The following is a 24,442-nucleotide window of genomic DNA, read 5'->3' on the forward strand; positions in this document are numbered from 1 at the left end:
AATGGTGACGTTTAAAGAGCAATTGGGAGCTTGGCGACGCGTGATTTTCGCGTTGTTTTTACGGGAACTGCAGAGCAAGTTTAATGATAAACTCGGATTAGGGTGGGCTTTTTTTCAGCCCTTTTTGTTCATTTTTGCCTTATCGTACGCCCGTAGTCTTATATCAGGCTCTACAGTACACTCCATGCCTATTTTGTTATTCATGTTAATAGGCATGCTTTATATCCAGTCTTTTTTAACATCTATGGGGCCAGTTGCGGGTGCGATAAAGAAAAATAAGCCGTTGTTTGCTTTTCGTCAGGTACAACCCATTGCTGCCGTTCTTACAGCATTGTTGATGGAGTTTTCAATAAAGGTAGGGGCCTTGGTACTACTGGTATTGACTCTCTATCTGCTGGATATCGACGTTCGAATGGATAATCCACTATTACTAATATACCTCTTTATATTGCTATGGATATTTAGCGGGGCCGTTGCTTTGCTATTCGGCATTGCGGCAACCTATTTGCCAGAGATCGATAAAATAAAGATGTTTATTCAACGTCCTATGTTTTTTATCTCCTGTGTATTTTTCAGCCTGCAGGATGTTCCGGAAAGGTACTGGCCTTATCTTACCTGGAACCCTATGGTCCACTTTATTGAACTTTCGCGTTATGCCACCTATACCTCTTATGGTAGCGCCGGAGTCAGCCTGAGTTTTGTCACATCTGTAACCCTCATTCTACTTTTTTTCGGGCTTGCGCTTTATCATCTGACGTGGAAGAAGGTGCTGGCCAGATGATACGTATTGAAAATTTAACCAAAAGTTATCCGAGCCGACTTGGTCCGCAATATATATTTAAAAATCTGAATTTTTCGTTCCCAACGGAAAAAAACGTAGCCATCTTAGGGAAAAATGGAGCGGGTAAATCGACGTTGTTTCGTCTTCTTGCCAAAAGTGAATACCCCGATCGAGGGCGTATTATTACCAACCGTGCTATGTCCTGGCCGGTGGCACTACAGACCGGTATTCACCCGCAGATGACAGGGCGCGAAAATACGCGGTTTATTGGCAGAATTAACAGTGTACGCTCACTCAGTAAATATGAAAAATACGTGCAGGAATTTGCCGAATTAGGTAAGAAGTTTGACCTGCCAGTTAGAACTTACTCATCTGGTATGCGCGCCAAATTAGTTTTTGCCTGCTGCATGAATATCGATTTTGATGTCTATCTTATTGATGAGGCAACCTCAGTCGGTGACCCATTATTTCGAAAAAAAGCTAAAGCGACCCTAAAAGAAAAAAGTCAGAAATGTGGCGTGATAATGGTCAGCCACGAGCTTGACCAAATTCGTGAGTATTGCAATTCAGCAGTGCTTATCGATAAGGGGAAGCTTAGCTACTATGACGATCTTGAAGAAGGGATCGAGGCCTATACCAACCCAGAATCTAAAAAAGGTAATTGATTCGTGCTTAAAAAAACACAAAAAAAGCTTAAGATAGTTACGCAGAATGTCGCCAAGCTTTTTATCGCGGCCTGGGTAATTTATGCGCTCTATTTGGTAGCGTGGGCTGCCCCGCGTTACGAAAGTCAAAGCCAGATGATTATTAAAACCTCAGATGGTGGTAACTCCTTTGACCCGACTTCGATGCTTATGTCTACGGTGACCGACGCACCACTTTCCACAGACAGTATTTTGGTGGAATCCTTTATATTATCTCGGGATATGTTCGATTATCTGGTGGAAGAGCTTGATTTGGTTGCACAGTACAATTCCGAGGCAGCTGATTTTTTCAGTCGGCTAGCGCTGGGCAGCAGCAAAGAAGATATGTTTCAGTATTATCTTGACCATATTGATGTGTCGGTAGATTCCGAGTCTGCAGTAATTACCCTGAAAACACAGGCATTTAATCGTGAGTTTGCTCAAGTGCTGAATGCTGCCATTATCGAACACGCAGAAGCATTTATTAATCAGATCAACAATAATCTGGCCAAATCCAAGCTGGGTTTTGCTAAAGATGAACACAAACTGGTAGAAGAAAAGCTGCGGGGCGCTAAGGAAGAGCTTTTAGCCTTTCAGTCAAAATACAATGTTCTTGATCCCACCGCCGAAGGTGCAGCTTCTCAGCAAATTGCCTTTTCACTGGAAGCTACCCTTGCACAAAAGCAGGCAGAACTGCGAACGATGTCGGGTATGATGAGTGAACTGGCACCGGAAATGAAGAACCTTAAGCGTCAGATATCAGCGTTACAGGATGCCGTCAGTCAGCAAAAAAGCGATTTAAATAATGCATCTGTGTCAGAAAACAGCGATATTTCAATGACAGAACTAATGGCCCAGTATAGTAACTTGCAAATCCAGCTTCAGCTGGCTATTCAGGCGTACTCTTCTTCATTGATGACACTAGAAAGCACACGGGTCAAAGCCTATGAAAAAATCCAGCACCTGGTTACCATAGAAAATCCTACGCAACCGGATGACAATAAATATCCTCAGGTGATTTATAACCTGACGCTATTTGGCGTGATTTTGTTTCTGGTATATGGAATCGGCAGAATCGTCGTTGCAACCATAAAGGAATTGTAAGCAACTATTTACTGTAAATGAATCCTCACGTCATACCCAACGCGTGAGGGTTGTTTTCAGGCTGTCTTCTCTTGTGTAACGGCCCAGCCTTTAGTATAACGACGTTACTTCTTTAAACTTCCGAGTCACGTAAACCGCGTCTTGCGAATTACGTTTCGTTATAAAACTTACAAATACAAAAATACGGAATCTGATTGTGACAACTAAGAAATCGAACGATAACAGCTTCTTTGGGCATCCAGGGGGGCTTCAAACGCTATTTTTCACAGAGATGTGGGAGCGCATGAGTTATTATGGGATGCGCGCGCTTTTGGTTCTTTTTATGACTGCATCCATGCAGGAAGAGGGGCTGGCGTTTACGGTTGCTTCTGCCACGGCTATTTATGGTCTTTACACCGGCGCGGTTTACTTTATGGGCTTGCCTGGCGGGTGGATAGCTGACCGCCTTATTGGCAGCCAGCGCGCTGTCTGGTATGGCGGCATAATTATTATGTGCGGGCACATTGTGCTTGCAATTCCCAGCCATAGTACTTTCTTTATTGGCTTAATTCTGGTGGTTCTGGGCACTGGTTTGCTTAAACCAAACATCAGTGCCATGGTCGGGGGGCTGTATTCTGATAATGATGCCCGCCGTGATGGTGGCTTTACTATTTATTATATGGGTATCAACCTAGGCTCACTGATAGGTTATGCGGTGTGCGGCTGGCTTGCCCCTAATATGGGTTACCACTGGGCCTTCGGCGCAGCGGCCGTAGGTATGGCGATTGGCTTGGTTCAGTATAAAGTCACTCAGGGCCGACTTGCTGGAAATGGTGATGAGCCGGCCACTGATCTGACACCTCGGATTCACAAGCTGGGTTGGTCAGGCATTGTGCTTTTCCTGTTAGTGCTAATCGGCGTAACCACCGCCACAACCATGGGCGTTTTAATCATTGACCCTGTCTCGCTGGCGCAGGATGTGGCAATTGCGTTTACCGTTATCTTCCTGATTTACTTTTTCGGTATTTTCTTTATGGGTAACCTGAGCGAAGCCGAGAAAAAACGCATGGGTGCACTCTTTCTCATTTGCATAGCATCGGCGTGTTTCTGGGCAGGGTTTGAACAAGCTGGCTCATCGCTTAACCTGTTTGGTCGTGATTATACCGACCGCATGATTGGTGCATTCTCAATTCCGCCAGCCTGGTTCCAGTCTGCAAACTCGTTTTTTATTATCATTCTTTCACCTTTTTTCGCTGCGTTGTGGGTGAATCTTGGTAAGCGCATGATGGATCCGTCATACGGTGCGAAGTGTGCAATAGGCCTTATCATTATGGCCAGTGGCTTTATTGTCATGTTCTTTGCAGCGCAACTTGCAGCAAGCGGTTTGAAAGTAGCGCCTTACTGGCTCATCACAACTTACTTTTTACATACTGTGGGCGAGCTTTGTCTTAGTCCGGTAGCCTTGAGCGCAGTGAGCAAGTTGTCGCCCAAGCGTTTTGCCGGGCAGATGATGGGAGTGTTTGTACTCACCTATTCTATCGGTAATGTTATTGCTGGTCTGCTGGCAGGTAACTTCAACCCGGATCGCTTAGAAACAATGCCTGATTTGTATATGCAGATTACATTATTTAGTATTGCTATTGGCATTGTGGTTTTGCTGCTTTCTTTAAAGACGCGTCACTGGGAAGCACTGGCAGACAAGAAACACGAAGAAGAGCCCCATCCTGTTTCTCAACAGGGCTAACAGGTTGTCAGTGGGTGCTTGACACCACTGACTGGCAGAAAACAGTATGAGCCGCCACACCCAGATGTGGCGGCTTTTTTACTTAAACAGGTTAACTATGAAGCTTTATTTTTTCACGAAAGACATTCCCGGCCTTGAGGGGCGCTCAATAAAAGAACGTATGACCATGCTTGAAGCAGCCGGTAAGCGTATGAGCGTTCCGGAAAAAACCCTTTTGAATGTGCTGAAACTTCTGGTTATTGTACCGGTATTTATACTGATTTTACGCACCGCAACGGACTGGACGTCATTGGTGTGGGCTTTTCTGGTCTTTCTGCTGTATCCCTTAGTGGTAAAACCGCTGCAGTATTCGCTAAGTGCAAAATACATACAGCAGCCTGACACTATATCGTCATCTAAGGAGCAATGATGAACACTATTCTGGTTACCGGCGGCGCCGGTTATATTGGCAGCCATACCTCACTGCAGTTACTGGAAAATGGCTTTAAGGTGGTTGTTTTAGATAATCTGGTCAATGCCAGTGCCGAGTCATTGCGTCGGGTTGAATCACTGGCCGGAAAATCTCTGACCTTCATACAGGGCGACATTCGGGACACTAAATTATTAAATACGGTGTTCAGTGAACATGATATTGACGCAGTTATACACTTTGCCGGTCTTAAAGCTGTCGGTGAGTCGGTGCAAAAGCCCCTTGAGTATTACGAAAACAACGTCTACGGCACGTTGACGCTGTGCAACGTCATGCGTCAGCACGATGTTAAGAACCTGGTTTTCAGCTCTTCTGCCACGGTTTATGGTGACCCTGCCGCCCTGCCTCTTAAAGAAAATATGTCTACTGGTCAGCCCACAAACCCTTACGGCATGTCAAAGCTCATGGTAGAGCACGTGCTAACCGATTTACACAAGTCCGATCCACAATGGAATATCGTGTTATTGCGTTACTTCAACCCTGTTGGAGCACATGAGTCCGGTAAGATTGGTGAAGATCCTAATGGTATTCCTAATAACCTGATGCCGTTTATTTCTCAGGTGGCCACCGGTAAGCTGGAGCAGTTGAGCGTCTTTGGCGATGACTACAACACACAGGACGGCACTGGTGTAAGGGATTATATTCACGTTGTAGATTTGGCAAATGGCCATTTAAAAGCGCTGGACCGCATTTCACTGAATATGGGGCTGGATATTTATAATCTGGGTACCGGCCAGGGTTATTCTGTTTTAGAGATGATAAAAGCGTTTGAAAATGCCTCTGGGCAAACAATCAATTACAAAATAGCGCCACGACGGGAAGGAGATGTTGCTGCCTGTTACGCCGACCCCACACTTGCTGCGAAAGAACTCAACTGGCACGCAGAGCTGGGGCTTGATGAAATGTGTCGCGATGTTTGGAAATGGCAATCGGCCAATCCTCAGGGTTACAGCGAAAGATAACAAGACAACAAGTAACAACAAAAAACCCGGCAATTTGCCGGGTTTTTTTTATCATCAGTTAATGCCTAGTTATCGCCTTCGCCCAGCAAAGACTCAAAATCATCGAAATTTTCTTCCTGTTCTTCTACGTTGATCTGATCTGTCCCCACTTCCCCATCGGACACTCTGAACTTAAGATTTTGAAAATACGCATTTTTGACAAATGAGTATTGATCGAACGACTGCTCCAACTGTTGCTCCTGATCAAGCAGAGCCGCCCTGCCCTCCAGCAACGAGATCACTATTGTCGCGATATTAAAATTGGTATTTAAAATGGTATTCGGATAGGTATAACCATCAGCCACTCGCCCACTGAATGTGCGCGGATCAGAAGGGCCCAACACTGGCAACATCAAAAAGGGGCCGGTTTTCACGCCCCACACAGCGAGTGTTTCCCCAAATCGTTCACGTTGTCTTTCTATGCCCATCTTGCTGGCTACATCAATGGTTCCCAGCAAACCCACTGTACTATTAATAAAAAATCGCCCTAGGCTATCCATACCTTCATTGAGGTCACCTTGCAGCATGTTATTTAGGAAGTTCGCCGGTTCCTCCAGATTATTAGTAGCATTCACTAACCCGGTGCGCACAAACTGTGGCATTACGGTGACATAGCCAACGGTAACAGGGCGAATCAAATACTTATCAAGATAGTCCCAGTTCAGCGTCCACATCACTCGGTTTACGCTTTCCAGTGGATCCCGGGGTTCAGAGATATTGGCCGGATCAGACTGAGCTGTCTGCTCGTGTGTACTGTTTGAAGCACAGCCAGTGATAATGCCCGAGGCCAGCATAAGGCCGATAAGCATGGCATGTTTTACTGATTTCACTAAAGTTCCTTATCAATCGTTATTGTGTATTGGGCAGAGTTGCCCGGATTCAAGGACACGTTCAAACGTCCTTCCAAGTCACCGGCTGCGGCTGATACATCTTCATCTGCCGAAATTCTCGCAACCAACTGTGCCTCTTTCAGCATGCTTAATGTATATCCGGCTACCATGGCATTTTCGTCTGACAATATAACCGTTACCGGAAATTCAGGTAACGGCAGTTTTACGACTGCTGCCGGCATTCGGTTTTCCCTTGTTTTACTTTGTGCAAATACGATCAAAAACCCGTTTTCTGGTAAGTCTTGGGAATTTATGTTCTGACCCAGTTTGACAGCTACTGCGACTGTTGCAAGGGACTCACTTTCATTTGATTGCCCGGACGGGTTCTCCATTTGCTGGATCCTTTGCTCCAAATCCTGTCTTAACGTATTGTCTTCAGGCAACAGAGCACGGACAGTTTCAAATGCTGCCCGCGTCGCGCGCAAATCGCCAAGCTGGGCAGATGCCACCGCCATCATCAAAGAATAGTCATTTATCTGGGGGTACTTTATTATCAATTGCTGCAAAATTCGCTGCGCCCGCGCAATTTGTGGCCGTTGTCCGGTGGCCAACAGTGCCCGGACATAACTACTGGCAATTTCAACATCGTCGCTGATCGAAAATGCTTTTTCTAAAGCTTGTAGTGCCTGGTCCTCTCTGCCCAGCGACGAATTCAGCCGCCCCAAAAACATCCACCCTTTTGCATCAGCAGGTTCCTGGCGCAAGCGATGACGAATAGCAATAGCCAGATTTTGCACGTCTTTTGTGGTAAAACCAGCAGCTTCGCCCTTAGCCAGTTGTGCAGATAATTCAGGCAATGCGCTTACCGCATCTTGCTGTCGCTGCACCCCCTCCAACTGGTTAACATTTAGGTAAACATATCCACCCACTATAAACGCAAATACCGCGAACAGAATTATCAGACCAACTTTTACCGGCGCATTTTTCTGCTCGTTTTCGCTGTATTCATCAACCAGTGCCAATTTGAGCTCATCACTTGCCTGGCGCTGATCACGTTCACTTATCAGCCCCTCAGAGGCTTCCCGGGATAATTCTTCCAGTCGCTGTCTGATTAACGCCACGTTGGTTGCCCGCGCTTTGCTTAAGGTCGCTCGCTGCCACCAGAAAGGCAACACCACTAGCATGATTAGAAAGGTAAGCATGCCAGCGCTAAATAAGTGAAAAACTGACCAGCTCATGAGGACTTGTCCTTTTGCAGAATCTCATCCGCACGAACAAGTTTTGCAGCCATATCAGTATCGGGCTTGGGTTTACGACGCTTGAGAACCACTACTGTTGCAATTAATGCAAATAGTGCAGGCAGAATCCAAAGCCAAATAGTACCCGCAGTAACAGGAGGCTCATAATAGACAAAATCCCCATACCGGGCCTTCATATAATCAATAACTTCCTGATCCGTTTTGCCATCCTGCAATAACTGGTAAACCTTACGTCGCATATCGTGGGAGATCATGGCATCAGAATCAGCGATATTCTGGTTCTGGCACATCGGACACCGCAATACTTCAGTTAAATTGTTAAAACGTGTCTGTCGTTCTACTGACTCAAAAGCATAACTGTCCTGAGCGGCTAACGCACTGACTGTACTAATACATAGAAAAATAAGCAGTAAGATGCGTATCATGAGTCAGCTCCCGTGGCTGATCCTTGCGTAAGCTTGCGATACAAAGGTTCTATTTTATTTCTCCACACCCGCTCATTAATATCGCCCACATGATGCATACGAACGATACCTTTTTTATCTATTACAAAGTGCTCCGGTGCACCAGTTACTCCCAAATCCAAAGATGTATCCCGATAAGTATCGAAAATATTGAATGCGTAAGGATTTCCATAGCGACTAAGCAGTGCGCTGACTTCCTGCTGAACGCGATTCAGCGTTTTAGTGCCATTGTCAGGATCTAAATCCTGGTCAAAATACAGCCCTACAAACTTCACCCCTTTTTCTTCTTTGAGTTGGGTCAAATAAGGCATTTCTACGGCGCATGTGACACACCAAACCCCCCAGACATTTAAGATTGTCACTTCTCCGGCTAAGGACTCAGGCGTGTACTGTTTTTCTGGTTCCATAAGATCTGGCAGAGTAAAGCTCGGCAACGGCCGCCCGGTGATCTGAGAATCCAGCTCGCGAGGATCAGAAAATAGCCCAAGGTATAAGAAACCGGCTATCAGAGAAAATAACACCACTGGGATGACAACAAGCCAGGTCTTTTTCATGCATGTTCTCCGGTTGCAGAAGACAACGGGCTGGCTTTTTTAAATTTGGCCAATGTAGACATTCGATAGCGCCGATCACTAAGCGCACATACACCGCCTAATGCCATAATGGCACCACCACCCCAAATCCAGGTAACAAAAGGTTTGATGTAAACTCTGACCGCCCAGGCACCATCGTCCAGCGGCTCACCCAGTGCAATAAACAAATCGCGAGAAATCGTAGTATGAATAGCTGCTTCTGTCATAGGCATTCGCTGCACCGTATAGATGCGCTTCTCCGGCATCATTGTGGTTAATTTCTCACCACTTCGATATACAGAGAAATGCCCTACGTCCGATTCATAGTTAGGGCCCTGTGTTTTGCTCACACCATTAAACACGAACGTATAGTCACTTAGCGTAATCTGCTCACCAGGCAACATGCGCACATCGCGTTCCTGCTCATAGTTAGAAACCAGGGTGATCCCGATGAGGGTAACAGCAAAGCCAACGTGCCCCAGAATCATTCCCCAGTGACTTCGTGTTAGCATGCGCAGGCGTTTAGCGATACTGTACTGACTGTCCATGGCACCGATTCGTTGCCATACCTCCAGTACCGATGCCACTAAAATCCAAAATGATAAAGTAAGTCCGAGAACCGCCATGTAGGCTTGTTCAGAGTATGAAAAGAAAATAAGCAGCGCAGCGACCAGTGAAATGCAAAATGCAGTTATCAGCTGGCGGGCGAGGGCTTTAACCGACTGCTGCTTCCAGCGTGACAGAGGTCCGATACACAGCAAGAATACGAAGGGAACTATCAGATAAACAAACATTTTATTAAAAAATGGCGCACCAATAGAGATAGCGCCTAAGCCAAGCTCCTTATGTACCAGGGGCAGCAATGTTCCCAGCAACACCACCAGTGTGGCTGCACAGAGCAAAATGTTATTTCCCATTAACATAACTTCTCGAGATACGGTTTGATAGCGCCCTACACTGTTTAAAGATGCCGCCCGTAACGCGAATAAGAGTAACGCACCGCCTGATAGCACCACCAGGATACCGAGGATAAACAGCCCGCGAGTGGGGTCACTGGCAAAAGAGTGCACCGAAACAATTACGCCGGAACGCACCAAAAATGTGCCCAACAGACTCAACGAAAAAGCGCCAATCGCTAATAGTACTGTCCAGGACTTGAACACCTTTCTTTTTTCTGTGACCGCCAGCGAGTGCATTAACGCCGTGCCGGCCAGCCATGGCATAAAGGAAGCATTTTCAACCGGATCCCAGAACCACCAGCCACCCCAGCCGAGTTCGTAATATGCCCACCAGCTGCCCAGGCAAATACCGATTGTTAAAAAACACCAGGCTGCCTGTACCCATGGCCGGGACCAGCGTGCCCAGGTAGAGTCCAGCTTACCGGCAATAAGGGCGGCCCCGGCGAATGCGAAAGCCACGGAAAATCCAACATAGCCCATATATAGCATTGGCGGATGAATGATCATGCCAAAATCCTGTAATAACGGATTGAGATCCTGACCATCCACCGGCACAAACGGCAACATACTTTGAAACGGGTTGGAGGTAAGCAGCATAAACAGGTAAAAACCAACGGAGACCATGCCTAGTACCGCCAGAACCCGTGCCACCATCTCCTGGGGGATGCTGCCACTGAAAATGGCCACCGCTACCGTCCATAAAGACAACATCAGAACCCATAATAGAAATGAGCCCTCGTGGCCGCCCCAGACCGCCGTCAGCTTGTATTGCATCGGTAACTGCGTATTTGAATTTTGTGCTACATAGCTGAGCGAAAAATCATCGGTGGCAAATGCATACGATAAGCACACGAATGCGATAAGCGTAAAGGTAAACATGCCGAGCGCAAGGGGGCGGGCGGTAGCAATAAGACCTGACTGATTCGTTTGCGCGCCCCACAAAGGAAACACAGCCAGCAGAATGGCACTGACCAGAGCAAGTGTCAGTGCGATATTTCCTAACTCTGGTATCACGTACCACCCCCTGCGTTTTCGGGTTTCACATGTCGAATACCTTTCATCTTTTCAGCCAGCTCAGGGGGCATATACTCTTCATCATGTTTTGCCAGTACCTCCTGCGCTTTTATTGTGGTGGCCTCGACTAACACCCCCGTAGCAACGATGCCCTGACCTTCTCTGAAAAGATCGGGCAGAATACCATTATACAGCACTGTCACCGGCGGTCCGGTATCAACCAGGTCAAAGGCAACTTGCAGAGTCTGATTATCTCGCTCAACCGTGCCAGGTACAACCATGCCACCAATTCGCAGACGCTGACCCACCTGCGGTTTCTCGCCCTTTTTACCCTCAATAATTTCAGAAGGGGTGTAGAACAGGTCAATGTTATCGTTTAAGGCATATAGCATGAGTGCAATAGCGCCACCCACCAGCAGAACGACTGCTGAAACGACGAGCAGCCGTTGTTTACGTCTGGGATTCATTGGAGATACCGTGTTGATGCTGGGAAGTTGCAAAGGACTGCCTGGCTTTTTGCATACGTTGTTGGCGGGCAGTCTCATGTTTAATTTGCTTAATCAATCGCTTTTTATCTGTGAGCGTCAAAAGTACCAGAAACACCAGCGCAGCCATACATACGCCCACTGAAAGCCAGACGTAGAAGCCATACCCGCCCATTGCAAGAAAGTCGCTTAAAGAATCAAACTGCATTAGCACCCTCTCGTTTTTCGCTAAGTACCGCTTTCACCCAGGGACGATGAATTTCTCTTCTGAGAATTTCGTTTTTGAGTCGTAATACTGTCACCCAGCCAATAAAACTGGCAAACGCGAGAATATTTAACAGCAAAGGCCACAACATCGCCGGCGCAATGGAAGGTTTATCAAATTTTGTAATTGTGGCGCCTTGGTGCAAGGTATTCCACCACTCCACAGAAAAATGAATAATAGGTACATTTACCACGCCCACCAAGGCCATCACTGCAGCAGCTTTGCCGGCCTGCTGCTTATCATCAAACGCGTGGTAAAGGGCAATAACACCACAGTACAGAAATAAAAGTATCAGCTCGGAGGTAAGCCGGGCATCCCACACCCACCAGGCCCCCCACATAGGCTTGCCCCAGGCAGCGCCAGTGAACAGGGCTATAAATGTCATCACTGCGCCAACCGGCGCTATCGCGATCATAGTCATAAAGGCTGTCCGCCACTGCCACACAATACCTACCAACGCCGCAATGGCCATCGCAACATAAGCACTCATCGAAAGCATAGCGCTGGGTACATGGAAATAAATAATTCGAAAAGAATCACCTTGCTGATAATCGGCCGGTGCAAACAACAGCCCCCACACACTGCCGGTAATAAAGAGCAGGAAAAAAGTGCCTGCAAACCAGGGTTGCAGGGTATTACATAAGCCAAAGGCTTTCTCTGTTTTGGCGTAGGGGTGTAACCACTTCCACATCAGTGCTGACTCACTTTCAATGCATACGAAATAGCAAACGGTGCACTGGCTAATGCCAGACAGGTCATAGCCGCTATAATAGCAAGTTGTGGACTATAAGGTAACTGCATGGCCGCAGACTCTACCGCAGAGGTGGCAAAAATCAATAACGGTATGAAAACCGGTAAAAGCAGCAGCGAGACCAGTAAACTCGCTCTGTGCAAGCCCACGGTTAACGCCGTGGCAATGGCGCCTACCAATGAAAGCAGTGGCGTTCCTAATAATAATGTAATAATCAGCGCCTGGTACATAGCCAGGTTCATATTCAAAAACATGCCCAGAAGTGGTGACAGAAAAATAATCGGCAGAAAGCTTACCAGCCAATGCGTAGCGACTTTCGACAGTGCGATAGCATATAAAGGCAAACCACTTAATGTTAGCTGCTCAAGTGTGCCGTCAAGAAAATCATCTTTGAACAGCCGCTCCATACCCAATAAGCCAGATAAAATAGCAGCAATCCAAATTACTCCTGGGCTAATGCGTTGCAACATTTCCGGGCCAGGCCCGACACCAAGGGGGAACAAGCAAACGACTATGAGCAAAAATATCACGGGTTGAAACAATTCGCCTTTTTGATGAAACGCGAGCGTCATATCCCGTTTGAATACACCCTGATATAGCCGGCTCAAAGCTTAAACTCCATATCCAGAAACCGGATTGTCTCAGACGCCCCGTTTAGCGGCTGGTGAGAGGTCATAATTATCGCGCCACCCTGTTTCACAAACCACTGACAGCGCGCCTCGATAATTTTTATCCCGAAGGTGTCCAGCGCCGTGAAGGGTTCATCCAGAATCCAGACTGAGGCAGGTTTTAGCCATAGTCTGGCCAGTGCGACGCGGCGCTGCTGACCTGCAGAAAGCAAACGGACAGGCACATCCTCCATACCAACCAACGCCAGATGAGCCAGAATATCAAAAATAGTGTCATCACTGACTGTGATATTATGCTGGGCACACCAGAATTTCAGATTATCCAGCGCATTAATACTGCTGCTAAGGCCCGGTTTGTGACTGTGATAGACCAGTGCCGCCGCATACCGGTTATCCAGGCTATGATTGTTCCATTGGACCTGACCTGAGTCAGGTTGACTCAAACCAGCAAGTATCCTCAGCAAGCTGGTTTTTCCAGCACCGTTAGGGCCTCTTACATGAAGCCAGTGCCCCGGCTTCAGCGTGACCGAAAGAGACTCAAATAATACTCTATCGCGTTTGGTACAGGATAGTTCAGTTGCAACAAGTGCTGACAAAGAAAATCTTCCGTATTCGTCAGTTAGCTATTATTTAACTGTCAGTCTACCACATCAATGTGGCTAAAAAATGGGGTGAAATGATGCTTTTTTCTCATACAAATAACATCCAGCGTTAATACCTTGAATAAATTTGTCGATAACATACATATGATTGACACTGTATTTTTAAAAAATGCTGCGCAAACCGTGGCCATCGGTAACCCTGACTCAAACGGCGTAGCGCGCCAGAATGGGAAAACCAACGCGACGCTGCAGCTCGCGGCGGGCCAGCTAAGTCTGCAAGTGGCAGACCAGCAGCTGCTTTTGCAGCCGGGCCGGGAGCAGCGTTCTGGTCTATCTGCAGGGGAAGTATGGGTAGCACGTTCCACCGACCAGACTGCGGTAATTTTAAACAGCTTTTCACGTCGATCCGATACTACCTTTTCGCTAAAACAAACGCCGCAGACAATAGCGGGGTTGATTCCCAAACTCGCCGCCCAGGCGTTGCCTCATACCATGGGCTTGTCTACTACTGTGGCCCGAGCATCCAATGGCGATACCAAACTCAATATTGCCCATACTCCCCTATCAATCGCATTACCGATAACTCAGTCAAGCAAACCATCCGCTAATGGGGCATTTTCTGCCCTTCTTGATACCAAACAGGCCAGCGTGATTGTTGCCCGGCAAGGTAAGCCAGTTATGACAATATCGTTAAACAAGGCTGAATTTAATCAGGTGGCAACAGCTGCTTCCTTATATGCAATGCGTGCAAAGGGGCTGCAGCTGTCAGGTATTCCTGAGGCGCTCGCTCGGTCCCTTAAACTTACTACAGAGGTAAGCGGTGCATCAGCAGCACGGATAAATGCTCATGCCAGCACTGTCTCAATGGTAACTGCTTACCACCAACCGTTGGCCAAGATACGACCACCGGCTTCACTTCTGGCAAAATTGCCAGCGCTGCCTGCATCGCTGATTACAGAGACCGCTTCTGCACCGATGATTGCCTCCCGGCTTATAGATAAATCAGAAAGTTCTGCAGTTTTGACTGGACATACCAAAAGCGTTGATGTGCATGGGACAGTGAAGAATTTGGCGAAAAATCTTCTGGCCCATACCGGGTCGACCAATCAGGCTTTGAAACATCTCTTGGAAATATTTAGTCAGGCTCAGGTTTCGGGCGCTGCCCGGACTACACTTGATGCAATCTCTGCCAACATTGCCGGACCGGCATCTGATGCAACTGCATCTTCATCGAAGATTTCCACCCCCACTAAAGAGCAGGTAGCCCGGCTTGTCCACAGTGCGTCGCTGCCAATCACGCCAACAGTGATCAACAGCCCTGTCATCTCAGATTCCTTCAGTAGTAGCCTGGTTACACTGTTTCAGTTAGTCCTCGCGGGCCGCTCGCCTGGTAAGCCACCGAGCCACTTCCTAAAAACAGAGGAGCTTACCCAACAGGTAATCGACAAGGGTGCAGCCAAACCGGCAATGGAAGCAAAACCCAGAGTTGCTTCAGAACTGGCCTCTCTGAACAAACAATTTGATCTGTTGACGCCGATTAAAACTTTGCTGGCAAATCATCAGTCCGCTGTTTTGTCTAACATTGAAGCTCGAAATCAGGGGCTGGATCAGCTCTATTTCTGTCTCCCTGTCCGTAGTGATTTTGTTAACAGAGAATCTGAAGTCTTGATCAAACGCGAAGATAATAAGGATGAAGCTGATCCTGGTGCGTCCTGTGCTGAACGCAAATGGTCGCTGGCTATGAAGCTAGACATCGGTAATAACGGCGAGTTGCTGGCTAAAAGCAAAATTACTGAAAACACAATCAGTCTTGACCTCTATGCCTCTAATCAATCACTGTTAGAATCGATCAATCGCACACTGCCTTTGCTAATCGAGCGACTCACCAGCCTTGGGATGGTTGTGCGTGCTACCTCAACGCAGCAGGGAAAAATACCAGACAGTTTACGAACGTCACCCTACCAGTTTTTTGAGGTAACAGTATGAAAAAGTCTTTCCGATCCGCTGTAGGACTTAAATATAATGGCTCGACAAAATCCGAGACCCCTAAAGTCATAGCAAAAGGTCATGGCGATCTTGCTGAGGAGATAGTCAGACTGGCGCAGGATCACGGCATACTGATTCATGAAGATCCAGCCCTGATGGAAGTCCTTTCGCAACTGGATATCGGACAGGATATACCTGAAGCCATGTATTACACCATTGCAGAGCTTATTGCCTACGCGTACGTGTTACAGGGCAAGGTCCCGCAAAGCTGGGCCAGTTCGCTCCCTCACATCAGTGACCGGGTTTAAGCAAACCTGCTTTTCAATCTTTTTGGTCTTTTGTACGTCAGTGCAGCGTTGTGCGTTACGCTTTCAATACCTGCATCAGACACGATAGCTCCTAACACTTTTGATAAATTTCAAAACATATAACTATTTGATGAGCGTACATCATTGTTACAGACAAACAAAAAACCCGCCTCAACGAATTGCTCCAGATGGCGGGTTTATCTTATTACTGCTTAATGCCTGTTTAGCTATCAGTACACCTACAAGGTATCTTCAGACTCGCCTTCAGTAGCCTCTACTTTCGGCTTTTTATCCAACAACTCTTCTCGAATTTTAGCTTCAATTTCGTTAGCAATCTCTTTGTGTTCTTTCAGGAAATTAATAACATTGGCTTTGCCCTGCCCGATTCGATCACCTTTGTAGCTGTACCACGCGCCGGCTTTATCCACCAGCTTCTGTTTTACACCCAAATCAATCAATTCGGCTTCCTTGCTGATGCCTTCGCCATAACGAATCATAAATTCAGCCTGCTTGAACGGTGGAGCAACTTTGTTTTTCACCACCTTCACACGGGTTTCATTTCCGACAACTTCATCACCTTCTTTCACTGCGCCGATGCGGCGAATATCCAGACGAACAGAAGAGTAGAATTTTAGTGCATTACCACCGGTTGTTGTTTCAGGATTACCGAACATCACACCAATTTTCATACGAATCTGGTTGATAAAAATGCACATGGTGTTCGAACGTTTGATATTCGCAGTCAGTTTGCGCAGTGCCTGAGACATCAATCGCGCCTGTAAACCAACATGAGAATCGCCCATCTCGCCTTCAATTTCAGCTTTTGGCGTCAGCGCGGCAACAGAGTCAACCACGACCACATCAACAGCGCCTGAGCGCACTAGCATGTCGCAAATCTCCAGCGCCTGCTCACCGGTATCTGGTTGAGATACCAGTAAATCATCGATATCGACACCTAGTTTTTCAGCATAAATAGGGTCAAGGGCATGCTCAGCATCCACAAACGCACAGGTTTTGCCTTTTTTCTGCGCCTCAGCAATAACCTGCAATGTCAGGGTGGTCTTACCCGAGGACTCCGGCCCATAAATTTCGACAACCCGGCCACACGGTAATCCCCCTATGCCCAGCGCAATATCAATACTTAACGAGCCGGTTGAAACCGCTTCGATATCCATTGTCTGGTTGTCGCCCAGTCGCATGATTGCACCTTTACCAAACTGCTTTTCAATCTGGCCAAGAGCGGCTGTTAGCGCTTTAGATTTGTTATCGTCCACAAGTACTTCCTCTGAAGTGTAGCAGTGGCTTGATCTACGCATGAACCGACGGGCCCACTGGCGCTACCACGCTATGACTGATTAATTGCGGGCATTTTATACTGTATAACCATACAGTTTCAAGTGCCCGTACGAATTTTCTTTACGCTACAAAGCTTCCTGATAATTTTCAACTAGCCAGTCGTGCAGGTATTGCAACGCAAATGCGACAGCCTGACTGCGCACGGAATCCCTGTCGCCGTCAAAAATCTGTTTAACCGTAACAATCTGGTCCGACAGATAAAAGCCGAACCAGACCGTGCCCACTGGCTTAGCCTCACTGCCGCCGCCGGGGCCGGCGATACCGCTAATACTTACGCCCACATTCGCGCCGGTGCGCTTCGCAATGCCCTGAACCATCGCTTCCACGCAACGCTGGGACACAGCGCCGTCATTAAGTAATACCGACGCCTCCACCCCAAGCAAGGTTTGTTTGGCCGTATTGGAATAGGTTACAAAAGATTGTTCGAACCAGTTAGAGCTGCCGGCAACTGAGGTAAACGCAAACGCCAGCCCGCCTCCGGTACACGACTCTGCGCAGCTTATCGTAAGCCCGTTAGCAGTTAACAGCTGACCAATTCGTGTTATGATCTGCTGGCTTTGCGAGGCCACAGAAACGGTTGAAAAAGTCTGACCCATATCAATAATACATAGCAATATTTTGTTTGTTGTCAGTGTACCATTTCAGCAGCAACAGCACATCTTTGGTACAGCAGTAAACGTTATTATCGAGGCACTTTTGGAATCACATACGCCAATGATGCGCCAATATCTTAATATAAAGGCGCAGCATCCTAATATTCTTCTTTTTTATCGCATGGGCGATTTCTACGAATTGTTCTATGATGATGCCCGGCGCGCAGCCCAGCTGCTGGATATATCACTTACAGCCCGCGGCAAATCAGGTGGCGACCCAATCCCGATGGCCGGCGTCCCGTTTCATGCCGTGGAAAACTATCTGGCCAGACTGGTCAAAATGGGCGAATCCGTAGCGATTTGTGAACAGGTAGGCGATCCCGCTACCAGTAAAGGCCCGGTAGAAAGACAAGTACAGCGGATTGTAACGCCTGGTACGGTGACCGATGAAGCCTTATTGGAAGAACGCCGGGATAATGTGCTGGCTGCGGTAAGCGGCACCGCTGAGCTATATGGTCTGGCGACGCTGGATGTCAGCAGCGGCCGCTTTGTGGTTGCCGAATATCTGGGTGATGAAGCGCTACTGGCTGAACTGCAACGTGTTAACCCTGCTGAACTGCTTTATCCGGAAGGCTTTTCAGGTATTGCCTTGATAGAAAAGCGAAAAGGCATTCGACGGCGTCCGGAATGGGAATTTGACCACGATACTGCCGTTGATCAGCTAAACAGCCAGTTTAATACCCGGGCTCTTAAGGGCTTTGGTGTCGATGATCTCAAACAGGGGTTGGGCAGTGCCGGCTGCGTTTTGCAGTACGTCAAAGATACTCAGCGTACCGCTTTGCCACACATTACGGCAATTCAAAAAGATGCCCAGGAGACCCGAGTACAGCTGGACGCCGCCACCCGGCGCAATCTTGAAATTACGCAAAACATGGGCGGTAATCAGGAACATACTCTGTTTAGTGTGCTCGATACCACTGCCACAGCAATGGGCAGTCGTATGCTCCAGCGTTATCTGCACTCGCCCATTACAGACCGTCACGAACTTAATAGCCGTCAGGATGCCATAGCGGCACTACTTTCAGCGCCTGATAATGATATTGCTGAACAGTTAAAGCAAATAGGGGATATTGAACGCATTATGGCGCGGCTGGCACTTCGCTCTGCCCGCCCCAGAGATTTTGCCCGGCTTCGAAATGCATTCAATGCACTGCCTGCGCTGCGCGAAGCCCTTAAGCCGTTCAACAGTGCGCTACTCAACACCCTGATTGATGAAATTGGCACTTTTGATGACCTTCAGGCGCTGCTCAATAACGCTATTGTGGATAATCCTCCCGTGGTGATTCGCGATGGCGGCGTTATTGCTTCCGGGTATAATCAGGAACTGGATGAGCTGAGAGATTTATCTCAGGGGGCATCGGATTATCTGCAGGCGATGGAGTCCCGGGAACGGGATAGAACGGGGATCAGTACGCTCAAGGTTGGCTATAATCGGGTGCACGGTTTCTTTATTGAAATCAGTCGCGCCCAGAGTGCACAGGCCCCGGCAGAGTATATTCGCCGGCAAACCCTGAAAAATACTGAACGCTACATTACGCCTGAACTTAAAGAGCACGAAGATAAGGTCCTGACCAGTCAAAGTCGCGCGCTGGCTTTGGAAAAACAATTATATGAAAGCTTATTTGACCATTTCCATCCCTACCTCAATGCATTAATTAATTCCGCTGCGGCCCTGGCAAAACTCGACGTCATTCAGGCATTGGCAGAGCGTGCTGAGGCACTGGAGCTGTATCGCCCGGTTTTCACTGAAGCCCGTGGCATCAGTTATGAAGCAGGGCGTCACCCGGTCGTCGAAAGTGTTATGAGCGACCCCTTTATCGCCAATCCGCTGACCTTAACCAACGATCAAAGTATGCTGGTGATCACCGGCCCCAATATGGGCGGAAAGTCGACCTACATGCGCCAGACCGCGCTTATTGTGCTGATGGCGTATATTGGTAGCTTCGTGCCGGCACAAAATGCGCAGATCGGTAAAGTGGACCGTATCTTTACCCGAATCGGCGCTTCAGATGATCTGGCTTCCGGCCGTTCCACCTTCATGGTGGAGATGACTGAAACAGCCAATATCCTGCATAATGCCACAGAGCACTCACTGGTTTTAATGGATGAAATAGGTCGGGGCACAAGTACTTATGACGGGCTTTCTCTGGCGTGGGCCTGTGCCCATTTTCTGGCTAGCAAAATTCAGGCATATACATTGTTTGCCACCCACTATTTTGAGCTGACACAGCTTCCAACACATCTGCCGGGTGTGGTAAATGTGCATCTGGACGCCGTGGAACATGATGAAGCAATCCGTTTTATGCATACTGTAGAGGCCGGCGCAGCCAGTCGAAGTTATGGTTTGCAGGTAGCCATGCTGGCCGGTGTACCCAAAACGGTTATTCATGCTGCTAAAGTGAAGCTCAAAGAACTGGAAAGCAGTAATGATGTAGTCGCCGAGATACCGCAACCAGGCGCCGCCACACAAGCATCGCTGGATCTGGAACCTGAGCCGGAAAAAGCGCCGGATGATATCGCTCAGGCGCTGGCCGCAATAGAGCCGGATGAACTGACTCCCCGTCAGGCACTGGATTTACTTTACACCCTTAAACGCCTGCAAAACAGCTGAACCGTGCCGTCGCCGGATGCTCCTTTTTACTTACCATAAATAAAGCCGCCTGCGGGCTGGCAAACAGATTGTTTGCCAGCCCGTCTTTGGGTATACTATTGCGCCGTCCAAGTGTTGTGGATTTGCGCCGCAAACACTCATTACCCATACAATCCAACGCCTTAGGTTTCGCATGACAAACTATATTTTCGTCACAGGTGGTGTTGTATCATCGCTAGGTAAAGGTATTGCTGCAGCGTCGCTGGCAGCTATCCTGGAAGCGCGTGGTCTTACCGTCACAATGCTAAAACTGGATCCTTACATAAATGTCGATCCAGGAACAATGAGCCCAATTCAGCACGGTGAGGTTTTTGTTACCGATGATGGCGCTGAAACCGATCTGGATTTAGGTCACTACGAAAGATTCATTCGCACGCGTATGACCAAACGCAATAACTTCACCACCGGACGGGTCTATGAAGAGGTGCTGCGTCGTGAACGTCGCGGTGACTACCTGGGAGCAACTATTCAGGTCATTCCGCATATCACCAATGAGATAAAACGACGTGTGATTGAAGGTGCCGAAGGCCATGACGTTGCCATTGTGGAAGTTGGCGGAACGGTGGGTGATATCGAGTCGCAACCCTTTTTAGAAGCTATCCGTCAGCTAGGTACAGAAGTCGGACGGGAGCGAGCAATGTACATGCACTTAACGTTGGTGCCCTACATGCCCGCCTCGGGAGAAGTCAAAACCAAGCCCACTCAGCATTCGGTGAAAGAGCTTCGCTCAATCGGTATTCAGCCAGACATTCTGGTGTGCCGCTCCGTAGGTTCACTGCCGGCTACTGAACGCTCCAAGATTGCATTGTTTACTAACGTTGCTGACAAAGCGGTAATTTCATTAAAAGATGTGGATAGCATTTATCGTATTCCGGCTGCACTAAAAGCCCAGGGTATGGACCAGCTGGTTGTTGATCGTTTCAGGCTTGACTGTAAAGAAGCCGATCTGACCGAATGGGAACAGGTACTATATGCAGAGTCTAACCCGACCGGTGAAGTGAATATCGGCATGATCGGGAAGTATGTGGAATTACCGGATGCTTATAAATCGGTCAATGAAGCATTAAAACATGCCGGACTGAAGAATCGGCTCACGGTGAATATTCATCATATAGATTCGCAGGATATTGAAACCAAGGGTGTGCAGCTGCTTGAGCCACTTGATGCGATTCTGGTTCCGGGTGGCTTTGGCGAACGTGGTATTGAAGGCAAGATTACTGCTGCCCGGTATGCCCGGGAAAATAACGTGCCGTATCTGGGTATTTGTCTGGGTATGCAGGTAGCGCTAATTGAATTTGCCCGCCATGTTGCCGGGATGGAAAATGCCAACAGTACTGAATTTAATCAGGATACTCCCTACCCTGTGGTCGGCTTGATCACTGAATGGCTGGATGCTGACGGCAGCACTGAAGTGCGTACTGAAGAATCTGATTTGGGTGGTACTATGCGTTTAGGCAGCCAGTTATGTCATCTGATTCCGGATACCAAAGTTCATGGCATGTATGGCAGTGACACAATTTATGAACGCCACCGCCACCGGTATGAGGTGAATAACAATCTCAGAGACAAAATTGAACAGTCGGGATTGATGGTCAGTGGTTTGTCCACTGACAAACGACTTGTAGAAGTTATCGAGATCCCTGACCATCCTTGGTTCGTAGCCAGTCAGTTCCACCCGGAATTTACGTCTACGCCCCGGGACGGTCATCCGCTATTTAAAGGATTTGTAGCGGCAGCGGGCAAATATCAAAAAGAAAATCATTAATTTCTAATTAAGGAGTGCACAGTGAATTGGCACTCCGCCAACGTTGAGGAAATAGCATGGCGAAGATTAATCGCGTAATTGGACGCGAGATTTTGGATTCTCGCGGTAACCCCACGGTAGAAGCAGACGTTTATCTTGAAAGTGGCGTGATGGGTCGCGCTGCCGCACCCTCCGGTGCTTCAACCGGCTCTCGTGAAGCACTGGAACTTCGCGATGGCGATAAATCTCGTTACATGGGTAAAGGTGTAACGCAGGCCGTGGCAGCAATTAACGATGTTATTGCGCCAGCTCTTATCGATAAAGATCCAATGGTCCAAAAAGAAATCGATAATCTGATGCTGGATCTTGACGGTACGGAAAATAAAGAAAAGCTTGGTGCCAATGCGATTCTGGCTGTGTCGCTGGCAGTTGCCAAAGCAGCTGCAGCGGAAAAAGGCGTGGCACTTTATGAACATATCGCAGACTTAAACGGCACACCGGGAGAATACTCCATGCCGGTGCCAATGATGAACATCATCAACGGCGGCGAGCACGCGGATAACAATGTTGATATTCAGGAGTTCATGGTTCAGCCAGTCGGCGCGGCAAGCTTTAAAGAAGCACTGCGTATGGGCGCTGAAATTTTCCATAATCTAAAAAAAGTACTTTCAGCTAAAGGCCTGAGCACCGCTGTGGGCGATGAAGGTGGTTTTGCCCCTAATTTGAGTTCTAATGCAGAAGCCCTTGCGGTCATCGTTGAGGCGGTAGAAAAAGCCGGTTACAAGATGAATGAAGACGTTACTCTGGCACTAGACTGTGCGGCGTCAGAATTTTACAAAGACGGAAAATATGTCCTGTCTGGCGAAGATAAAAGTTTTGATGCTGAAGGCTTCGGTGACTATCTTGCAGAATTGGCGAACCAGTACCCTATCGTTTCCATCGAAGACGGCCTGGATGAAAGCGACTGGGATGGCTGGGCCAGCCTGACCAACAAAATTGGCAGCAAGGTGCAGCTGGTTGGCGATGATTTATTTGTTACCAATACCAAAATCCTGCAGCGCGGCATTGAGAACAACATCGGCAATTCCATTTTGATCAAATTCAATCAGATTGGCTCTTTGACTGAGACCCTCAATGCAATCAAAATGGCAAAAGATGCCGGTTTCACAGCGGTTATCTCACACCGTTCTGGCGAAACTGAAGATTCCACCATTGCCGATTTGGCTGTTGGCACCGCTGCTGGCCAAATTAAAACAGGCTCCCTGTGCCGTTCAGACCGTGTTGCTAAGTACAACCAGTTACTGCGTATCGAAGAAGCACTGGGTAGCGCTGCAACATACCGCGGCCGTTCAGAAATTAAAGGCCAGTAAAGACTTTTTAGGGCCGGCGCAGTAGCGACCGGCCCTACTTCCTGTTAGGTTAAGCCTATCACTTACCACTACCTGCACATCTATGGCCTCAGGCTTGGACTCCAACCAGACAAACTTTTTTGTTCAGCGCAATGAGCTGGATACCACCCCCGCCCACTTTGCCGAAATTTGCACCGCACTTTATGAGCGCGAACTGCTTAATTTGGCCCTGTCACTGCCTGATGATAAACGTCTGACGCAGCAAAAAATACGTGGTCTTTCACATCATATCCGGCGGGCTGCACATTTTATGGCGCGACAAAAACCACCATTAACTCTGGATAGCCATAATGCAGCATGGCTGGCTAAGCAACCCGGTAAATGCCCCGCCAGTAAAGTCACAGAACAGGACACCCAGACGTGGCTGAAACAGTACGCCACCCCGGGACTGGTGACCTGCGTGCTGGTCGCAAATTATGATGCTGTGCATATCGAACTGGACTCCATCGATCGTGTCCTCATGAATGAAGGGTTGGTACACGTCAACAAATATCGCTGGTTTACATTTCAGGGCGACGCAAAAGATGGCTCTACAGAATACTCATCGCTACGCGTGATAAAACCGACTAAGGCATTAGTTACAGCGGCTTGTTGCGGCCACAGATGGAATCATCGCGGCAAAATGAGCCCTCGCACGCTGACGTTACGCGAACTTTTGTTAGCCACGACATTAGACTGGAAATATTTTCGTCGTCCGGTAAATGCGGAACTGGACTGACCAATCATGCTTTTTCGAACAAATCAA

Annotated in this window: 24 protein-coding genes; 12 read left to right on the forward strand and 12 right to left on the reverse strand. The window is 48.0% G+C overall.

Annotated features, from left to right (window positions below):
* The first annotated feature begins 1 nt into the window (after nt 1).
* The 6 genes from F458_RS0111205 (at nt 2) to galE (ending at nt 5,722) form a co-directional block, all read left to right on the forward strand.
* Nucleotides 2-781, forward strand: coding sequence for an ABC transporter permease (locus F458_RS0111205; RefSeq protein WP_018983518.1), 780 nt, complete (start codon nt 2-4; stop codon nt 779-781).
* Nucleotides 778-1,446 carry an ABC transporter ATP-binding protein gene (locus tag F458_RS0111210; protein WP_018983519.1) on the forward strand — a complete coding sequence of 223 codons (669 nt, stop codon included), beginning with the start codon at nt 778-780 and terminating at the stop codon, nt 1,444-1,446. The genes F458_RS0111205 and F458_RS0111210 overlap by 4 nt, the downstream gene beginning before the upstream one ends.
* Nucleotides 1,447-1,449: 3 nt before the next feature.
* Nucleotides 1,450-2,568 carry a hypothetical protein gene (locus tag F458_RS0111215; protein ID WP_018983520.1) on the forward strand — a complete coding sequence of 373 codons (1,119 nt, stop codon included), beginning with the start codon at nt 1,450-1,452 and terminating at the stop codon, nt 2,566-2,568.
* A 196-nt stretch (nt 2,569-2,764) separates the two neighbouring features.
* Nucleotides 2,765-4,291: a peptide MFS transporter gene (locus tag F458_RS0111220; RefSeq protein WP_026294632.1), complete on the forward strand. Its 1,527-nt coding sequence runs from the start codon at nt 2,765-2,767 to the stop codon at nt 4,289-4,291.
* 97 nt (nt 4,292-4,388) lie between these two features.
* Nucleotides 4,389-4,700, forward strand: coding sequence for a DUF6170 family protein (locus tag F458_RS0111225; RefSeq protein ID WP_026294633.1), 312 nt, complete (start codon nt 4,389-4,391; stop codon nt 4,698-4,700).
* Nucleotides 4,700-5,722: a UDP-glucose 4-epimerase GalE gene (gene galE / locus F458_RS0111230; RefSeq protein ID WP_018983523.1), complete on the forward strand. Its 1,023-nt coding sequence runs from the start codon at nt 4,700-4,702 to the stop codon at nt 5,720-5,722. The genes F458_RS0111225 and galE overlap by 1 nt, the downstream gene beginning before the upstream one ends.
* A gap of 65 nt (nt 5,723-5,787) precedes the next feature.
* Here galE and F458_RS0111235 read toward each other — a convergent pair whose 3' ends face one another.
* From F458_RS0111235 to ccmA, 10 genes are read right to left on the reverse strand one after another with little or no spacing between them, the layout of a single operon-like run.
* Nucleotides 5,788-6,591 (reverse strand): MlaA family lipoprotein, encoded by an 804-nt coding sequence (locus F458_RS0111235; protein ID WP_018983524.1) that lies wholly within the window; start codon nt 6,589-6,591, stop codon nt 5,788-5,790.
* The gene (gene ccmI, locus F458_RS0111240) at nt 6,591-7,829 is read right to left on the reverse strand and encodes a c-type cytochrome biogenesis protein CcmI (RefSeq protein ID WP_018983525.1); all 1,239 of its coding nucleotides are present in this window, start codon (nt 7,827-7,829) and stop codon (nt 6,591-6,593) included. Before ccmI ends, F458_RS0111235 begins: the two co-directional genes overlap by 1 nt.
* Nucleotides 7,826-8,275 carry a cytochrome c-type biogenesis protein gene (locus F458_RS0111245; protein WP_018983526.1) on the reverse strand — a complete coding sequence of 150 codons (450 nt, stop codon included), beginning with the start codon at nt 8,273-8,275 and terminating at the stop codon, nt 7,826-7,828. Before F458_RS0111245 ends, ccmI begins: the two co-directional genes overlap by 4 nt.
* Nucleotides 8,272-8,868, reverse strand: coding sequence for a redoxin family protein (locus tag F458_RS0111250; RefSeq protein WP_018983527.1), 597 nt, complete (start codon nt 8,866-8,868; stop codon nt 8,272-8,274). The genes F458_RS0111245 and F458_RS0111250 overlap by 4 nt, the downstream gene beginning before the upstream one ends.
* Entirely contained in the window at nt 8,865-10,859 is a 1,995-nt protein-coding gene (locus F458_RS19415; RefSeq protein WP_018983528.1) for a heme lyase CcmF/NrfE family subunit, read from the reverse strand. The genes F458_RS0111250 and F458_RS19415 overlap by 4 nt, the downstream gene beginning before the upstream one ends.
* A complete protein-coding gene (gene ccmE, locus F458_RS0111260) occupies nt 10,856-11,326 on the reverse strand; it encodes a cytochrome c maturation protein CcmE (protein ID WP_018983529.1) in 471 nt (156 codons plus the stop codon). The genes F458_RS19415 and ccmE overlap by 4 nt, the downstream gene beginning before the upstream one ends.
* A complete protein-coding gene (gene ccmD, locus F458_RS19420) occupies nt 11,310-11,552 on the reverse strand; it encodes a heme exporter protein CcmD (protein ID WP_018983530.1) in 243 nt (80 codons plus the stop codon). Before ccmD ends, ccmE begins: the two co-directional genes overlap by 17 nt.
* Nucleotides 11,542-12,300, reverse strand: a complete 759-nt coding sequence (locus F458_RS0111270; protein ID WP_018983531.1) for a heme ABC transporter permease — start codon at nt 12,298-12,300, stop codon at nt 11,542-11,544. Before F458_RS0111270 ends, ccmD begins: the two co-directional genes overlap by 11 nt.
* Nucleotides 12,300-12,968: a heme exporter protein CcmB gene (gene ccmB, locus F458_RS0111275; protein WP_018983532.1), complete on the reverse strand. Its 669-nt coding sequence runs from the start codon at nt 12,966-12,968 to the stop codon at nt 12,300-12,302. Before ccmB ends, F458_RS0111270 begins: the two co-directional genes overlap by 1 nt.
* Nucleotides 12,965-13,585: a cytochrome c biogenesis heme-transporting ATPase CcmA gene (ccmA, locus tag F458_RS0111280; RefSeq protein ID WP_018983533.1), complete on the reverse strand. Its 621-nt coding sequence runs from the start codon at nt 13,583-13,585 to the stop codon at nt 12,965-12,967. The genes ccmB and ccmA overlap by 4 nt, the downstream gene beginning before the upstream one ends.
* A 150-nt stretch (nt 13,586-13,735) precedes the next feature.
* Here ccmA and F458_RS0111285 point away from each other — a divergent pair, with 150 nt between their 5' ends.
* On the forward strand, nt 13,736-15,577 hold the full coding sequence (locus F458_RS0111285) for a hypothetical protein (protein WP_156824226.1): 1,842 nt from the start codon (nt 13,736-13,738) through the stop codon (nt 15,575-15,577).
* The gene (locus tag F458_RS0111290; RefSeq protein WP_018983535.1) at nt 15,574-15,885 is read left to right on the forward strand and encodes an EscU/YscU/HrcU family type III secretion system export apparatus switch protein; all 312 of its coding nucleotides are present in this window, start codon (nt 15,574-15,576) and stop codon (nt 15,883-15,885) included. The genes F458_RS0111285 and F458_RS0111290 overlap by 4 nt, the downstream gene beginning before the upstream one ends.
* A gap of 239 nt (nt 15,886-16,124) precedes the next feature.
* Here the strand turns inward: F458_RS0111290 and recA are convergent, their stop codons facing one another.
* Nucleotides 16,125-17,159, reverse strand: coding sequence for a recombinase RecA (recA, locus tag F458_RS0111295; protein ID WP_018983536.1), 1,035 nt, complete (start codon nt 17,157-17,159; stop codon nt 16,125-16,127).
* A gap of 147 nt (nt 17,160-17,306) precedes the next feature.
* Nucleotides 17,307-17,837: a CinA family protein gene (locus F458_RS0111300; RefSeq protein WP_018983537.1), complete on the reverse strand. Its 531-nt coding sequence runs from the start codon at nt 17,835-17,837 to the stop codon at nt 17,307-17,309.
* Nucleotides 17,838-17,955: 118 nt separating this feature from the next.
* Here F458_RS0111300 and mutS point away from each other — a divergent pair, with 118 nt between their 5' ends.
* The 4 genes from mutS (at nt 17,956) to F458_RS0111325 (ending at nt 24,415) form a co-directional block, all read left to right on the forward strand.
* On the forward strand, nt 17,956-20,505 hold the full coding sequence (gene mutS / locus F458_RS0111305; RefSeq protein ID WP_051085018.1) for a DNA mismatch repair protein MutS: 2,550 nt from the start codon (nt 17,956-17,958) through the stop codon (nt 20,503-20,505).
* A 172-nt stretch (nt 20,506-20,677) separates the two neighbouring features.
* Nucleotides 20,678-22,309, forward strand: a complete 1,632-nt coding sequence (locus F458_RS0111315; RefSeq protein WP_018983540.1) for a CTP synthase — start codon at nt 20,678-20,680, stop codon at nt 22,307-22,309.
* A 56-nt stretch (nt 22,310-22,365) separates the two neighbouring features.
* The gene (gene eno, locus F458_RS0111320) at nt 22,366-23,658 is read left to right on the forward strand and encodes a phosphopyruvate hydratase (protein ID WP_018983541.1); all 1,293 of its coding nucleotides are present in this window, start codon (nt 22,366-22,368) and stop codon (nt 23,656-23,658) included.
* An 82-nt stretch (nt 23,659-23,740) separates the two neighbouring features.
* Nucleotides 23,741-24,415 (forward strand): hypothetical protein, encoded by a 675-nt coding sequence (locus F458_RS0111325; RefSeq protein ID WP_018983542.1) that lies wholly within the window; start codon nt 23,741-23,743, stop codon nt 24,413-24,415.
* Nucleotides 24,416-24,442 lie beyond the last annotated feature (27 nt).

Source organism: Salinimonas chungwhensis DSM 16280 (assembly GCF_000378185.1).
GTDB lineage: Bacteria > Pseudomonadota > Gammaproteobacteria > Enterobacterales > Alteromonadaceae > Alteromonas > Alteromonas chungwhensis.

Bases quoted from the DNA above. Each gene is read 5' to 3' on its own strand.
- F458_RS0111205 (WP_018983518.1), top strand. From the start codon at position 2: ATGGTGACGTTTAAAGAGCAATTGGGAGCTTGGCGACGCGTGATTTTC.
- F458_RS0111210 (WP_018983519.1), top strand. From the start codon at position 778: ATGATACGTATTGAAAATTTAACCAAAAGTTATCCGAGCCGACTTGGT.
- F458_RS0111225 (WP_026294633.1), top strand. From the start codon at position 4,389: ATGAAGCTTTATTTTTTCACGAAAGACATTCCCGGCCTTGAGGGGCGC.
- galE (WP_018983523.1), top strand. From the start codon at position 4,700: ATGAACACTATTCTGGTTACCGGCGGCGCCGGTTATATTGGCAGCCAT.
- ccmI (WP_018983525.1), bottom strand. From the start codon at position 7,829: ATGAGCTGGTCAGTTTTTCACTTATTTAGCGCTGGCATGCTTACCTTT.
- F458_RS0111245 (WP_018983526.1), bottom strand. From the start codon at position 8,275: ATGATACGCATCTTACTGCTTATTTTTCTATGTATTAGTACAGTCAGT.
- F458_RS0111250 (WP_018983527.1), bottom strand. From the start codon at position 8,868: ATGAAAAAGACCTGGCTTGTTGTCATCCCAGTGGTGTTATTTTCTCTG.
- ccmE (WP_018983529.1), bottom strand. From the start codon at position 11,326: ATGAATCCCAGACGTAAACAACGGCTGCTCGTCGTTTCAGCAGTCGTT.
- ccmD (WP_018983530.1), bottom strand. From the start codon at position 11,552: ATGCAGTTTGATTCTTTAAGCGACTTTCTTGCAATGGGCGGGTATGGC.
- F458_RS0111270 (WP_018983531.1), bottom strand. From the start codon at position 12,300: ATGTGGAAGTGGTTACACCCCTACGCCAAAACAGAGAAAGCCTTTGGC.
- F458_RS0111285 (WP_156824226.1), top strand. From the start codon at position 13,736: ATGATTGACACTGTATTTTTAAAAAATGCTGCGCAAACCGTGGCCATC.
- F458_RS0111290 (WP_018983535.1), top strand. From the start codon at position 15,574: ATGAAAAAGTCTTTCCGATCCGCTGTAGGACTTAAATATAATGGCTCG.
- F458_RS0111300 (WP_018983537.1), bottom strand. From the start codon at position 17,837: ATGGGTCAGACTTTTTCAACCGTTTCTGTGGCCTCGCAAAGCCAGCAG.
- mutS (WP_051085018.1), top strand. From the start codon at position 17,956: ATGATGCGCCAATATCTTAATATAAAGGCGCAGCATCCTAATATTCTT.
- F458_RS0111315 (WP_018983540.1), top strand. From the start codon at position 20,678: ATGACAAACTATATTTTCGTCACAGGTGGTGTTGTATCATCGCTAGGT.
- eno (WP_018983541.1), top strand. From the start codon at position 22,366: ATGGCGAAGATTAATCGCGTAATTGGACGCGAGATTTTGGATTCTCGC.
- F458_RS0111325 (WP_018983542.1), top strand. From the start codon at position 23,741: ATGGCCTCAGGCTTGGACTCCAACCAGACAAACTTTTTTGTTCAGCGC.